This window comes from Streptomyces kanamyceticus, from assembly GCF_008704495.1.
Lineage (GTDB): Bacteria > Actinomycetota > Actinomycetes > Streptomycetales > Streptomycetaceae > Streptomyces > Streptomyces kanamyceticus.
Genome location: NZ_CP023699.1, coordinates 7,304,395 through 7,317,953, shown reverse-complemented (window position 1 = coordinate 7,317,953; position 13,559 = coordinate 7,304,395). Strand labels below are relative to the sequence as shown.

General features: G+C 71.2%; 11 protein-coding genes. 7 read left to right on the top strand and 4 right to left on the bottom strand.

The window, feature by feature from the left end; all coding sequences use genetic code 11:
* Positions 1-236 precede the first annotated feature (236 nt).
* The 5 genes from lpdA to CP970_RS31605 all read left to right on the top strand — a co-directional run bounded on the left by lpdA (position 237) and on the right by CP970_RS31605 (position 8,296).
* On the top strand, positions 237-1,625 hold the full coding sequence (lpdA, locus tag CP970_RS31625; protein ID WP_055553754.1) for a dihydrolipoyl dehydrogenase: 1,389 nt from the start codon (positions 237-239) through the stop codon (positions 1,623-1,625).
* Positions 1,626-1,722: 97 nt separating this feature from the next.
* Positions 1,723-3,438 carry a 2-oxoglutarate dehydrogenase, E2 component, dihydrolipoamide succinyltransferase gene (gene sucB, locus CP970_RS31620; protein WP_150494261.1) on the top strand — a complete coding sequence of 572 codons (1,716 nt, stop codon included), beginning with the start codon at positions 1,723-1,725 and terminating at the stop codon, positions 3,436-3,438.
* 148 nt (positions 3,439-3,586) lie between these two features.
* The gene (locus tag CP970_RS31615; RefSeq protein WP_055556305.1) at positions 3,587-4,210 is read left to right on the top strand and encodes a GntR family transcriptional regulator; all 624 of its coding nucleotides are present in this window, start codon (positions 3,587-3,589) and stop codon (positions 4,208-4,210) included.
* A gap of 299 nt (positions 4,211-4,509) precedes the next feature.
* Complete coding sequence (gene aceE, locus CP970_RS31610; protein ID WP_150494259.1) at positions 4,510-7,206, top strand: pyruvate dehydrogenase (acetyl-transferring), homodimeric type; 2,697 nt, start codon at positions 4,510-4,512, stop codon at positions 7,204-7,206.
* Between the two features lie 118 nt (positions 7,207-7,324).
* On the top strand, positions 7,325-8,296 hold the full coding sequence (locus tag CP970_RS31605; RefSeq protein WP_055556642.1) for a helix-turn-helix transcriptional regulator: 972 nt from the start codon (positions 7,325-7,327) through the stop codon (positions 8,294-8,296).
* An 8-nt stretch (positions 8,297-8,304) separates the two neighbouring features.
* Here the strand turns inward: CP970_RS31605 and CP970_RS31600 are convergent, their stop codons facing one another.
* Positions 8,305-9,231 carry an SDR family oxidoreductase gene (locus CP970_RS31600; RefSeq protein WP_055556640.1) on the bottom strand — a complete coding sequence of 309 codons (927 nt, stop codon included), beginning with the start codon at positions 9,229-9,231 and terminating at the stop codon, positions 8,305-8,307.
* Positions 9,232-9,365: 134 nt separating this feature from the next.
* Between CP970_RS31600 and CP970_RS31595 the strand changes: the two genes are divergently transcribed.
* Complete coding sequence (locus CP970_RS31595; protein ID WP_055556639.1) at positions 9,366-9,887, top strand: DUF4240 domain-containing protein; 522 nt, start codon at positions 9,366-9,368, stop codon at positions 9,885-9,887.
* 17 nt (positions 9,888-9,904) lie between these two features.
* On the opposite strand, the gene CP970_RS31590 is transcribed toward CP970_RS31595, so the two are convergent.
* The gene (locus CP970_RS31590) at positions 9,905-10,771 is read right to left on the bottom strand and encodes an SDR family NAD(P)-dependent oxidoreductase (RefSeq protein ID WP_055556636.1); all 867 of its coding nucleotides are present in this window, start codon (positions 10,769-10,771) and stop codon (positions 9,905-9,907) included.
* Positions 10,772-10,791: 20 nt separating this feature from the next.
* Entirely contained in the window at positions 10,792-11,586 is a 795-nt protein-coding gene (locus CP970_RS31585; protein ID WP_107099145.1) for an SDR family NAD(P)-dependent oxidoreductase, read from the bottom strand.
* A 123-nt stretch (positions 11,587-11,709) separates the two neighbouring features.
* On the opposite strand from CP970_RS31585, the gene CP970_RS31580 reads away from it, so the two are divergent.
* Positions 11,710-12,357: a TetR/AcrR family transcriptional regulator gene (locus CP970_RS31580; protein WP_206188717.1), complete on the top strand. Its 648-nt coding sequence runs from the start codon at positions 11,710-11,712 to the stop codon at positions 12,355-12,357.
* On the opposite strand, the gene CP970_RS31575 is transcribed toward CP970_RS31580, so the two are convergent.
* Positions 12,354-13,517 (bottom strand): PP2C family protein-serine/threonine phosphatase, encoded by a 1,164-nt coding sequence (locus tag CP970_RS31575; RefSeq protein WP_150494257.1) that lies wholly within the window; start codon positions 13,515-13,517, stop codon positions 12,354-12,356. The genes CP970_RS31580 and CP970_RS31575 overlap by 4 nt on opposite strands.
* Positions 13,518-13,559: the final 42 nt, after the last annotated feature.

Below are 13,559 nucleotides of genomic sequence, written 5' to 3'. Positions count from 1 at the left end.
CTCGACGAAATCCGTACGTTCATGAGCAGCAGCAGGCCCTGGAGACCGTCGCTCCGACGTCTCACACCCCGGCCCGGCGTCCCGTCTCCCGCCGACAAGTGCGAAGATGGGTTCTCGGCAGGACAGGGCCCCCACCAAAGGGCCGAAACAAGAGCGGCCGAATACCAGCCGACCGACCGGTCGTCCCCCGCGAAGACGGGGTCCGGCGTACGGCGCACATGCATGGAGGACGTGACGTGGCGAACGACGCCAGCACCGTTTTCGACCTAGTGATCCTCGGCGGCGGTAGCGGCGGTTACGCCGCGGCCCTGCGCGGAGCGCAGCTGGGCCTGGACGTCGCACTGATCGAGAAGAACAAGCTCGGCGGCACCTGCCTGCACAACGGCTGCATCCCCACGAAGGCGCTGCTGCACGCCGGCGAGATCGCCGACCAGGCGCGCGAGGCCGACCAGTTCGGCGTGAAGGCCACCTTCGAGGGCATCGACATCGCGGCCGTCCACAAGTACAAGGACGACGTGATCACCGGCCTGTACAAGGGCCTGCAGGGTCTCGTCGCCTCCCGCAAGGTGACGTACATCGAGGGCGAGGGCAAGCTCTCGTCCCCGACCTCCGTGGACGTGAACGGCCAGCGCGTCCAGGGCCGCCACGTACTCCTCGCGACCGGCTCCGTGCCGAAGTCGCTGCCCGGCCTGGAGATCGACGGCAACCGGATCATCTCCTCGGACCACGCGCTGACCCTGGACCGTGTCCCGGAGTCCGCGATCATCCTGGGCGGCGGCGTCATCGGCGTCGAGTTCGCCTCGGCGTGGAAGTCCTTCGGGACCGACGTCACGGTCATCGAGGGCCTCAAGCACCTCGTGCCCGTCGAGGACGAGAACAGCTCCAAGCTTCTTGAGCGCGCCTTCCGCAAGCGCGGCATCAAGTTCAACCTCGGCACGTTCTTCGAGAAGGCCGAGTACACCGAGAACGGCGTGCGCGTCACCCTCGCCGACGGCAAGACCTTCGAGGCCGAGGTCCTCCTGGTCGCCATCGGCCGCGGCCCGGTCTCGGCCGGTCTCGGCTACGAGGAACAGGGCGTCGCCATGGACCGCGGCTACGTCCTGGTCGACGAGTACATGCAGACCAACGTCCCGACGATCTCGGCCGTGGGCGACCTGGTGCCGACCCTCCAGCTCGCGCACGTCGGCTTCGCCGAGGGCATGCTGGTGGCGGAGCGTCTGGCCGGTCTCAAGACCGTTCCTGTCGACTACGACGGCGTGCCGAAGGTGACGTACTGCCACCCCGAGGTCGCCTCCGTGGGCATCACCGAGGCCAAGGCCAAGGAGATCTACGGCGCGGACAAGGTCGTCGCCCTCAAGTACAACCTCGCGGGCAACGGCAAGAGCAAGATCCTCAAGACCGCGGGCGAGATCAAGCTCGTCCAGGTCAAGGACGGTGCCGTGGTCGGCGTCCACATGGTCGGCGACCGCATGGGCGAGCAGGTCGGCGAAGCCCAGCTGATCTACAACTGGGAAGCGCTGCCGGCCGAGGTGGCCCAGCTCATCCACGCCCACCCGACGCAGAACGAGGCGCTGGGCGAAGCCCACCTCGCCCTGGCGGGCAAGCCGCTGCACTCCCACGACTGATTCAGTCATTCGGGCGCGACGACCAGACTTCCGCTTCCCCAAGCTCTCGACTTCGCTCGAGCAGGGGAGACCCCATCCGTAAGGAGCAACTGAAACCATGGCGGTTTCCGTATCCCTTCCGGCGCTCGGCGAGAGCGTCACCGAGGGCACTGTCACCCGTTGGCTGAAGGCCGAAGGCGAGCGCGTCGAGGCCGACGAGCCGCTGCTCGAGGTGTCGACCGACAAGGTCGACACCGAGATCCCCTCGCCCGCCTCCGGCATCCTGGCCTCCATCAAGGTCGCCGAGGACGAGACCGTCGAGGTCGGCGCCGAGCTGGCCGTCATCGACGACGGCTCGGGCGCCCCTGCCGCCGAGGCTCCGGCCCCGGCCGCCGAGCCCGCCCCCGCCGCCGAGGCCCCCGCCGCTCCGGCTCCGGCCGCCGAGGCGCCCGCGGCCCCCGCCGAGGGCACCGACATCACGCTGCCCGCGCTCGGTGAGTCCGTCACCGAGGGCACCGTCACCCGTTGGCTGAAGGAGGTCGGCGAGGAGGTCGCGGCCGACGAGCCCCTCCTTGAGGTCTCGACGGACAAGGTCGACACCGAGATTCCCTCGCCGGTCGCGGGCGTGCTGCTCGAGATCGTCGTCGGTGAGGACGAGACCGCCGAGGTCGGCGCCAAGCTCGCCGTCGTCGGTGTCGCCGGTGCCGCTCCGGCCGCGCCCGCCGCCCCGGCCCCCGCCGCTCCGGCACCGGCCCCGGTCGCCCCCGCGGCTCCGGCACCGGCTCCCGCCGCGCCGGCCGCGCCCGCCGCTGCCGCCCCGGCGCCGGTCAAGCCCGCGGCCCCGGCCGCTCCGGCTGCCCCCGTCGCTCCGGCCGCGCCCGCCGCCCCGGCTCCGGTCACCCCGGCCGACGACGGTGCCTACGTGACCCCGCTGGTCCGTAAGCTCGCGTCCGAGAACGGTGTGAACCTCTCCGAGGTCAAGGGCACCGGCGTCGGTGGCCGCATCCGCAAGCAGGACGTCATCGCGGCCGCCGAGGCCAAGAAGGCCGCTCCGGCTCCGGCCGCCGCTGCCCCCGCCGCCTCGAAGGCCCCGGCCCTGGAGGTCTCCCCCCTCCGCGGCCAGACGGTCAAGATGACCCGCATGCGCAAGGTCATCGGCGACAACATGATGAAGGCCCTGCACTCGCAGGCCCAGCTGACCTCGGTCGTCGAGGTCGACATCACCAAGCTGATGAAGCTGCGCGCCAAGGCGAAGGACTCGTTCGCGGCTCGTGAGGGCGTCAAGCTCTCCCCGATGCCGTTCTTCGTCAAGGCCGCCGCCCAGGCGCTGAAGGCCCACCCGGTCGTCAACGCCCGGATCAACGACGACGAAGGCACCATCACGTACTTCGACTCGGAGAACATCGGCATCGCCGTTGACGCCGAGAAGGGTCTGATGACGCCGGTCATCAAGGGTGCGGGCGACCTGAACATCGCCGGTATCTCCAAGAAGACCGCCGAGCTCGCGGGCAAGGCCCGTGGCGGTGGCCTCACCCCGGACGACATGTCCGGCGCCACCTTCACGATCTCCAACACCGGTTCGCGCGGCGCCCTGTTCGACACGGTCATCGTGCCGCCGAACCAGGCCGCGATCCTCGGCATCGGTGCCACGGTGAAGCGTCCGGTCGTCATCAACCACCCGGACCTCGGCGAGACCATCGCCGTCCGTGACATGACGTACCTGTCGCTCTCCTACGACCACCGTCTGGTGGACGGCGCGGACGCCGCCCGCTACCTGACCGCGGTCAAGGCGATCCTGGAGGCCGGCGAGTTCGAGGTCGAGCTCGGCCTGTAGGTCACCCGGCGATTGACCTGGGAGACGCTGTAACACTCGTCTCATCAGCGCGTACGCCCCCGTTCGGAGGTTTCCGGACGGGGGCGTCGCCGTATTGTCTAGGGGTCAAACGCCCTTGGGGTCCAGAGCCCCTGCCGGAGGAGCCCACATGACCGCGCCCGTCGTTCACTCGCTGCGCGAACAGATCCGCGAGCACATCGTGGAGGGGATCGTCAGCGGGCGTTGGAAGCCGGGCGAGCGCATCGTGGAGCGCCGCATCGCCGTCGAACTGGAGGTCTCCCAGACCCCGGTCCGCGAGGCGCTGCGCGAGCTGGAGACGCTGCGGCTCATCGAGTCCGCCCCCAACAAGGGCGTACGCGTACGCAACTTGACGGCCGCCGACCTGGAGGAGAGCTACCCGGTGCGGGCGGGGCTCGAAGCCATCGCCGCCGAGCTGGCGGCGGAGCGGCTCGCCGAGGACTGCTCGGCCCTGGAGCCCCACGTCACGGCCCTCTACGAGGCGGACAGGGCCGCGGACGGCACCGGGCAGGTCCGGCACACCGTCGGCTTCCACCGCGAGCTGGTGCGGGCCGCGGACAACTCTGTGCTCCTGCACACCTGGGAGGGCCTGGGCATCGAGGTCTTCACGGCGCTCTCCATCCGCTGGCTTGGCACGGTCCAGCAGTCGTACGCGGAGGAGCACGAGGCCCTCGTCTCTGCCTTCCGGCGACGCGATCCGGCCATCGCCGAGCTGGTGAAGTCCCACGTCCTGGGCTGCGCTCCGCGCGCCTGAGCCGCTCCGCGGGGCCTTCGCGGGAGCCCGCGCTCATCCGTGGCCGTCCCGCTCATACGTGCTCCCACCTGCGGGAATCCTTCAATTCGAAGGCACCGCGTGCCCATTTCCCTGGCACCGGATGCCGACTTTCTCCATATCGAGGAGTTTTCGCCTTCAACCCTTTGATCGATCATCGATCACGGAGTTAGAGTCTCCGACGGGCTCTCACCAGAGCCTCACGCCCTGTCCTGCCAAGAACCGGGCACCCCTACCCCTTACCGAACAGGGGACCCCCTCCGACTCAGGAAGGCGGCGACATGACCGACCCCTCCGCAATCCAGCCGAGCGAGCTCGACCAGCTCCCGGACCGCGACCCCGAGGAGACCGCCGAATGGCAGGCCTCCCTGGACGCCGTTACCGAGGCGGCCGGGCCGCACCGTGCCGCGTACTTGATGCGCCGCACGCTGGAGCGCGCCGAGGGCGCGGGCCTGGCGCTGCCCAAGCTGCTCGAGACGGACTACGTCAACACCATCCCCACCTCCGCCGAGCCGTCCATCGACGGTGACGAGGAGATGGAGCGGAAGATCACCGCGTGGAACCGCTGGAACGCTGCCGCGATGGTGACCCGCGGCTCCAAGCACGGCGTCGGCGGCCACATCGCGACGTTCGCGTCCGCGGCCTGGCTGTACGAGACCGGCTTCAACCACTTCTTCAAGGGCAAGGAGGGGGACGGTTCCGGCGACCAGCTGTACATCCAGGGCCACGCCTCCCCCGGCATCTACGCCCGCGCCTTCCTCGACGGCCGTCTGAACGAGGCACAGCTCGACAACTTCCGGCAGGAGGCGGGCGGCAACGGCCTGCCCTCCTACCCGCACCCGCGCCGCCTGCCCTGGCTGTGGGAGTTCCCGACCGTCTCCATGGGTCTGGGTCCGCTCTCCGCGATCTACCAGGCGCGCTTCAACCGGTACCTCACCAACCGCGGCATCAAGGACGTCTCCGCCTCGCACGTGTGGGCGTTCCTCGGTGACGGCGAGATGGACGAGCCCGAGTCGACCGCGGCCCTCGCACTGGCCTCGCGTGAGGGTCTGGACAACCTCACGTACGTCATCAACTGCAACCTGCAGCGCCTCGACGGCCCGGTCCGCGCCAACTTCCGCGTGGTGCAGGAGCTGGAGGCGCAGTTCCGCGGCGCCGGCTGGAACGTCATCAAGATCATGTGGGGCAACGCCTGGGACGAGCTCTTCCAGCTCGACACCACCGGCGCCCTGGTCCGCCGCCTGCGCGAGGTGCCTGACGCGCAGTTCCAGACGTACGCGACGCGTGACGCCGCCTACATCCGCGAGCACTTCTTCGGCGCCGAGCCCGCGCTCGTCGAGCTGGCCAAGCTGCTCAGCGACGACAAGATCAGCGAGTGCTTCCACCTCTCGCGCGGCGGCCACGAGGCCCGCAAGGTCTACGCGGCCTACCGTGCGGCGCTCACCCACAAGGGCGCGCCGACCGTGATCCTCGCGCAGACGGTCAAGGGCTTCACCCTCGGCAAGGGCTTCGAGTCCAAGAACGCCAACCACCAGATGAAGAAGCTCTCGGTGGACGAGTTCAAGGACATGCGCGACCTGCTCGGCCTGCCGATCCCGGACAGCGACTTCGTCGACGGCCAGGTGCCCTACGGCCACCCCGGCGCCGACTCCCCCGAGGTCCGCTACCTCCAGGAGCGCCGCGCGGCGCTCGGCGGCCCCGCCCCGGCCCGCCGCACGCAGCCGCTCGCGCCGCTGCCCGCCCCCGCCGAGAAGGCGTTCGCCTCCTTCGACAAGGGCTCGGGTACGCAGTCGGTGGCCACGACCATGGCGTTCGTACGCCTGGTCAAGGACCTCGTACGCGACAAGGAGTCCGGCAAGCGCTGGGTGCCGATCGTCCCCGACGAGGCGCGCACCTTCGGCATGGAGTCGCTCTTCCCCTCGCTCGGCATCTACTCGCCCAAGGGCCAGACGTACGAGCCGGTCGACCGCGACCAGCTGATGTACTACAAGGAAGCCAAGGACGGCCAGATCCTCAACGAGGGGATCACCGAGGCCGGTTCGATGGCGGACTTCATCGCCGCTTCCACGTCGTACGCGACGCACGGCGAAGCGATGATCCCCTTCTACATCTTCTACTCGATGTTCGGCTGGCAGCGCACCGCCGACCAGATGTGGCAGCTCGGCGACCAGCTGGGCCGCGGCTTCCTGGTGGGCGCGACGGCCGGTCGTACGACGCTGACGGGTGAGGGTCTGCAGCACGCGGACGGTCACTCGCCGGTGATCGCGGCGACCAACCCGGCGGCGCTCTCGTACGACCCGGCGTTCGCCTACGAGGTCGCGGCCATCGTCAAGGAGGGCCTGCGCCGCATGTACGGCGAGGCGGCCGAGGGCGAGGACCAGAACGTCTTCTACTACCTCACCGTCTACAACGAGCCGATGCCGCAGCCCGCGAAGCCCTCGGGCATCGACGAGGGCATCATCAAGGGCCTGTACCGCTTCAACACGGCCGAGACCGCCGGGGTTTCCCCGGCCGCCAACGCCGCGCGGATCCAGCTGCTCGGCTCGGGCACCGCGATCCACTGGACGCTCAAGGCGCAGCGGCTGCTCGCCGAGGAGTGGGGCGTGGCCGCCGACGTGTGGTCCGCGACGTCCTGGACGGAGCTGCGGCGCGACGCGCTGGAGGCCGACGAGGCCATCCTGCGCGGCGAGGAGCGCACTCCCTTCGTCCGCAAGGCACTTGAGGGCGCGCAGGGTCCGGTGCTCGCCGTCTCCGACTACATGCGTCAGGTCCCCGACCAGATCGCGCAGTGGGTCGAGCAGGACTACTCCTCGCTCGGCGCGGACGGGTTCGGCCTCTCCGACACGCGGGACGCGGCGCGCCGTCACTTCGGCATCGACGCGGAGTCGATCGTCGTCGCGGCGTTGGCTCGGCTCGCCGCGCGGGGTGAGGTGCCTGCCTCCGCGGTGAAGGAAGCCCGGGCCAAGTACGGCCTGTAGGTCTGCGGGATCACTGGCCCGCCGCTTCGCGGCGGATATCCCCCACCCGCCCGCCCTTTCACCCCGCTTCGCGGGTGAAAGGGCGGGCGGGTGTTTTCGTGCGCGGCATCATGGACGCATGCGCGCTGCTCGCCTCATCAAGATGGTGCTCCTGCTCCAGGCACGCCCCTCCATGACCGCCGCCGAGCTGGCCGCCGAGCTCGAAGTGTCCGAGCGGACCATCACGCGCGACGCCCAGGCGCTGTCGGAGGCGGGGGTTCCGGTCTACGCCGACCGGGGGCGGACCGGCGGGTACCGGCTCATCGGCGGCTACCGCACCCGCCTCACCGGGCTCGGCCGCAGCGAGGCCGAGGCGCTCTTCCTCTCCGGGGTGCCGGGCGCGCTGCGCGAGATGGGCCTGGACGACGCGGCGTCGGCGGCCCGCCTGAAGGTGTCGGCGGCGCTGATGCCGTCCCTGCGCGACGCCTCGCAGAACGCCGCGCAGCGCTTCCATCTGGACGCCCCCGGCTGGTTCAAGGAGACGCCCGCGCCCGAGCTGCTGCCCGCCGTCGCCGACGCGGTGTGGGACGACCGGCTGATCGAGGCCCGCTACCGGCGCCAGGACTCCGAGGTGGAGCGGGAGCTCGAGCCCTACGGCCTCGTGCTCAAGGCGGGCGTCTGGTACTTGTGCGCGCGGGTCACCGGCTCCGGGGCGTACCGGGTGTACCGCATCGACCGCTTCACCGCGGTCGCCGCGGGCGGGCAGCGCTTCGTACGCGACGAGGAGTTCGACCTGCCGGGCTTCTGGGAGGAGCGGGCCGCGCAGTTCGCGCGGGCGATCCTGCGGTCCCGGGTGGTGGTGCGGCTCTCCGACGCGGGCGTGCGGGCGCTGCCGTACGCCACCGATGCCGCGTCCGCGCGCGAGGCGATGGAAACGGCGGGCGAGCCCGACGCGACGGGCCGGGTGACGGTCACCCTGCCCGTCGAGAACGAGGACGTGGCGTACACGCAGCTGATGGCGCTCGGCCCGGAGGCGGAGGTCCTTGAGCCCGCCGCGCTCCGCGAGCGGTTCGCGGACGCGGCGGCGCGGGCCGCCGAGCTGTACCGATGAGCCGGGCTCTACCGGTAACCCGTGACGTCCGCCTCCTTGCCCGTCTGCTCGACCTCCGCGATGTAGCGCCAGGCGTCCGGCGCGGAGCCGTCCACGTCCGTGAAGCCGTACTCCTTGGCGAGTCCGCCGCTGGAGAGCGAGGCGCCGTTCCTGCGGGCCACCTCCGGGTCGGTGGCGAGCGCGACGAGGGCGCGGCCCACGAACGTCGGCGTCTCGGAGATCGCGAAGTGCGGGTTCTGCTCGCAGCCGTCCTGCCAGTTCTCCTCGGTCACCTTGAACGCGGTGTCGAGCATGAATTCCGAGCGCAGCCAGCCCGGTGTCAGGCACAGCGCCGTGCAGCCGTACTCCTCGACCTCCTCGGCGAGGTTGTGCGCCATCCGCAGCGGGGCCGCCTTGGCGAGGTCGTAGTAGAAGGGCTTGCGGTAGTTGGCGCGGTTGTACTCCTCGGTGCCGTCGGTGACCTCGACGACCAGGCCGCCGGGGTTCTTGATGAGCAGCGGCAGCGCGTACCTGCTGGTGATGATGTGGGTCTCCATGCCCAGGCGCAGGAGGCGAAGACCCTTGTCGAGGTCGTGCTCCCACATCTTCTTGTCCCACTCGACGTGGACGTCGCCGCCCCAGATGTCGTTGACGAGGATGTCGAGGCGGCCCTGTTCCCGGTCGATGCGCTCGACGAGTGCCTCGACCTGCTCGGGCTCCAGGTGGTCGGTGGGCACGGCGATGCCCTTGCCGCCCGCCGCGTCCACCAGCTCCGCCGTCTCCTCGATGGTCTCGGTGCTCCGGCCGATCTCGCTGGTGTGCTCGCGGGTGGTCCGTCCCGTCACGTACACGGTGGCTCCCGCGCGGCCCAGCTCCACGGCCATCGCGCGGCCCGCGCCGCGGGTGGCGCCCGCGACGAGGGCGATCTTCCCGGTCAGTTTCTGCGTGGTGTCCATGTTGGTGAGGCTTCCACCAAAAGCCGACAACCCCTGTCGGTTTTTCCATCGGCATGTGCACGCATAACGAGACAGCCGCATTCCGGCTCACTCCGCGTGCGCCCCCACTCTCCAGGACCGATGCTTGACCCGTGATGGACGAGACGGAGTTCTGGGAGATCGTGGACGGTACTCGCGAGGCCGCCGGCGGCGACCCCGAGGACCACGCCGAGCTGCTCGTCGAGAGACTGGTGCGCTCCGATCCGGACGCCGTCCTCGACTTCGCCCGTCACTTCGAGGTGCGCTACAACCGCGCCTACCGCTGGGACCTGTGGGGCGCCGCCTGGGTGCTGCTCGGCGGCACGAGCGACGACGCCTTCGACTACTTCCGGTGCTGGCTGATCGGCCAGGGCAGGGAGGTCTTCGAGGGGGCGGTGCACGATCCCGACGCGCTCGCCGAGCTCCTCGACGACTTCGACGAGGACCTCGACGGCGACGGCGAGGAGCTCGGTTACGCCGCCGACGAGGCCTACGAGCAGCTCACCGGTGTCGTCGCCCCCGACCTCGGCATTCCGCCCGCTCCCCCGGAACCGGAGGGCACGGCCATCGACTTCGAGGACGACGCGGTGATGGCGCAGCGGTATCCGCGGCTGTGGAGCCGGTTCATGGCCGACTGACCGGTCCCGGCCGGGCCCTAGACCGCGCCGAGGTCCAGCTCCGGATTCGTACGCCGGAGAATCATCTCCGTGCGCGACGGCAGGCCCGCGTCGATCATCTCCGGCTGCGGGGTGACCCAGTAGCGGCCCTCGGCGATCTGCTCGAAGCAGCGGCGGGCGTGTTCGTCGGCGGTGATGCCCTGGGTGTCGGCGCGTGCCTGGAGCATGTCGTTGAAGCCCGCGATCTCGGGCGGGGTGCCGTCGTGCGTGCCGTCCCCGGCGCTGTCGCCCGGCCTGGCCGCACGGAAGATCTCGCTGCGCACCGAGTCGGGCAGGACGACGGAGACCTGGATGTCGGCCCCCTTCATCCTCAGTTCGTACGCGAGCGACTCGGTGAGCGCGAGCGTGCCGAACTTGGTGACGCTGTACGGCGCCATCAGCGGGCTCGGGAAGAGGCCGCCGACGGAGGAGACGTTGACGATCCACGCCTTGGTGCCGCGCTCGATCAGGCGCGGCACGAAGGAGCGGATGCCGTTGACGTACCCGCCGACGTTGACGCGCAGGGCGGCGTCCCAGCGCTCGGCGGGGATCTCCCAGGAGTAGCCCATCGCCATGATCCCGGCGTTGTTGACGAGCAGGTCGACCGCGCCGAACCGCTCGCAGGCACGGTCGGCGAGCGCGTCGACGGAGGCTGGGTCCGCGACGTCGGTGACGACGGCCTCGACCTCGGCGCCGGCGCCCGCGAGCTCGTCGGCGACCGCCGTCAGGCGCTCGGCCGCGATGTCGGCGAGGACGAGCTTCATGCCGAGGGACGCGGCGTGCCGGGCGAACCCGGCGCCGATGCCCGCCGACGCCCCGGTGATGACGGCGACCCGGCCGCCGAAGGTCTCTGCTGCGCTGCTCATGATCGGGTGTCCTCCGCGGCTCAGAAGTGGGTGCCGCCGTCGACGCGGACCTCGGTGCCGGTGATGAAGCGGCCGTCGTCGGAGGCGAGCATGGCGACGACGGAGGCGACGGTCTCCGGGCCCGCGAAGCCCTGGCCGAGCGCGGGCGCGAGCTTCACGAACAGGCTCATGTCCGCGTCCTCGGGCAGGCCGGGGCCGACGCTCTGCCTGCTGGCGCCGGAGCCGTCGGTCATGCCGGAGGAGATGGAGCCCGGCTGTACGGCGGTGAAGCGGATGCCCTGCTTGCCGTACTCGCTGGCCAGCGCGTGCGTCATGGACTGGATGCCGCCCTTGCTCGCCGCGTACGCCGCCATGTACGGGTGGGCGAACATCGCCGAGGTGGAGCTGAAGTTGACCACCGCGGAGCCGTTGCCCTGGAGCAGCGCGGGGATCGCCTCGCGGATCATCAGGAAGGTGCCGGTGAGGTTGACCCCGATGACCTGGTTGAAGGCGTCGAGGGTGGTCTCGTGGGTGTGCGAGGAGCGCAGGATGCCCGCCGCGTTCACCAGGACGTCCAGGCCGTCGAGGGCCTCGACGGCGGTGGCGACGCCCGCGCGGACCGAGCCCTCGTCGGCGATGTTCACGACGACGGTGGTCAGGCGCCCCGCGTCGGCACCGGCCTTGGCGACGGTGTCCTTCAGGCCGTCCTCGCTGACGTCGGCGGCGACGACGGTGCCGCCCTCGGCCAGCATCCGCAGCACGGTGGCCTGCCCGATGCCGGAGCCGCCGCCGGTGACCAGGGCGCGGCGTCCTTCGTAGCGGTTCAGGGTCTGCATGGCGCTCATGGCGTTCTCCCACTCTCGCAATCTTGCCTTCTCCTGCACGGTACGCCCCGGTGGCACAATGTGCCACTTCGACCAGCCATGCCAATGTGGCTCGGTCGGCGTAGGCTCGGCGGGGTGAGCACCCAGTCGCCGACCCCGCCCCTCTCCCTCACGGAGCGCCGCAAGCTGGCCACCCAGCTGGAGATCGCGCACGCCGCGGCCGCGCTCTTCACCGAGCACGGCACCGAAGGCACCACGGCCGAGGCGATCGCGGGCCGGGCCGGGGTCGCGCTGCGCACCTTCTACCGGTACTTCCGCACCAAGCAGGACGCGGTCGCCCCGCTGCTCGCCGTCGGCGGGGAGCGCTGGCGCGCGCTCCTCGCCGCGAGCAGGCCCGGCGCGGACCTGCCGAAGGCCCTGGAGGCGGCGATCTCGGAGGCACTCGCCGCGCGGGACCCGGCCGCGGCGGACGGCCTGCGCCAGGCCCGCGGACTGCTGCGCGCCGCGGTGGACGACCCCGCGCTGCGGGCGGTCTGGTACCGCGTGAACCAGGAATCCGAGGAACGCCTCAGACCCGTCCTTGAGACCCTCGCGGGCCCCGGCGCCCCCGCACTCCACATCCGCCTGGCGGCGGCCGCGGCGACGGACGCGATCCGGGTCGCCCTGGAGACCTGGGCGGAGTCGGACGCGGACGTCACGGGCCCGGACTCCCCCGCGGAACTCGCGGTGCGGTGCCTGCGGGAACTCGTGGGCGGGACGGGGCTGTTGACGCGGTCGGGCTAAGAACCCCCCGCCCCCGCCCCACCTTCCCCCTCGCCCTCCCCCTCACCCACCGCACTCGGCGCGAACACCATCATCGTCACGTCGTCGCGCACGCTGCCCGCGTAGCCCACCACGTCCGACCAGACCCGTTCCGTGAGGGCCTGGGGCGCGTCCAGGAGAGCGGGGTCCGCCTTGAGCATGGCGGTGAGGCGGTCCGGCAGGGGATAGAACGTGCCGGTCGCGTCCCGTGCCTCGCTCACGCCGTCGGTCAGGGCCAGCACCAGATCGCCCGCGAGCAGCGGCACGGTCAGCTGTTCGGGGGGCGCCAGGCCCGCGAGGCCGAGGCCGAGCGGGGCCCCGGCGGGGATGGCGATTTCGGTGACCTCGGAGCCGCGCAGCAGCAGCGGAGGCGGGTGACCGCAGGAGACGACGCGTACGACGGACGAGTCGTCGGGGAACTCCAGGAGCACCGCCGTGGCGAACAGTTCGGCGTGCTCGTCGCCCGCCGAGTCCACCACGAGCCTGCGGTCCAGACGGGCGGCGACGCCCTCCAGGTCGGGCTTGTCGAGAACCGCCTCGCGGAACGCGCCGAGCAGCGCCGCCACCGTACCGACCGCGGCGAGCCCGTGCCCCTGCACGTCGCCGACCACGGCCCGCACCCCGGTCGGCCCCCTGCGGACGTCGAAGAAGTCACCGCCGACGAGCGACTCGTGCTGCGCCGCCTCGTACAGACCCGCGCACCCCACCCCGCCGACCCGCTCCGGCAGCGGCGGCAGGACCGCGAACTGGGCCGCCTCCGCGACCGTGCGGACCGTGACGAGCTGGGCCTCGCGGCGGCTGCGCACCCAGGCGAAGAGCACGCTGAGCAGCGCGATGAAGCTGATCGTCAGCTCGTCGCTGTTGCCGGGGTGGCCGAGGCCGAAGCCCGGCAGCGCGAGCAGCATGACCACGACGCCGCCGAGGACCGCGGTGGCGGCGGGGCCGTAGGACAGGGCGGCCAGCGGCGGCACGGCGGCGACCAGGAAGCTCAGGTCCACCGTCTCCGGGGTGACCAGCTGGATCAGGACGATCGACAAGAGCAGCAGCGGCGGCGGCCACCGCACCCACGGCGGGGGCGGCGTGCCGCGCAGCAGCCAGTCGCGCTGCTCCGCGTCGCGCCGTCTGGCCGCAGCCCTGATCATCTCTTCACGCTCCTACGGCGGGCGGGACACCGCACCCCGGGC

Coding starts and splice junctions, on each gene's coding strand:
- aceE (WP_150494259.1), top strand. CDS start 4,510: ATGACCGACCCCTCCGCAATCCAGCCGAGCGAGCTCGACCAGCTCCCG.
- sucB (WP_150494261.1), top strand. CDS start 1,723: ATGGCGGTTTCCGTATCCCTTCCGGCGCTCGGCGAGAGCGTCACCGAG.
- CP970_RS31575 (WP_150494257.1), bottom strand. CDS start 13,517: ATGATCAGGGCTGCGGCCAGACGGCGCGACGCGGAGCAGCGCGACTGG.
- CP970_RS31600 (WP_055556640.1), bottom strand. CDS start 9,231: ATGGACACCACGCAGAAACTGACCGGGAAGATCGCCCTCGTCGCGGGC.
- CP970_RS31585 (WP_107099145.1), bottom strand. CDS start 11,586: ATGCAGACCCTGAACCGCTACGAAGGACGCCGCGCCCTGGTCACCGGC.
- CP970_RS31605 (WP_055556642.1), top strand. CDS start 7,325: ATGCGCGCTGCTCGCCTCATCAAGATGGTGCTCCTGCTCCAGGCACGC.
- CP970_RS31595 (WP_055556639.1), top strand. CDS start 9,366: ATGGACGAGACGGAGTTCTGGGAGATCGTGGACGGTACTCGCGAGGCC.
- CP970_RS31615 (WP_055556305.1), top strand. CDS start 3,587: ATGACCGCGCCCGTCGTTCACTCGCTGCGCGAACAGATCCGCGAGCAC.
- CP970_RS31590 (WP_055556636.1), bottom strand. CDS start 10,771: ATGAGCAGCGCAGCAGAGACCTTCGGCGGCCGGGTCGCCGTCATCACC.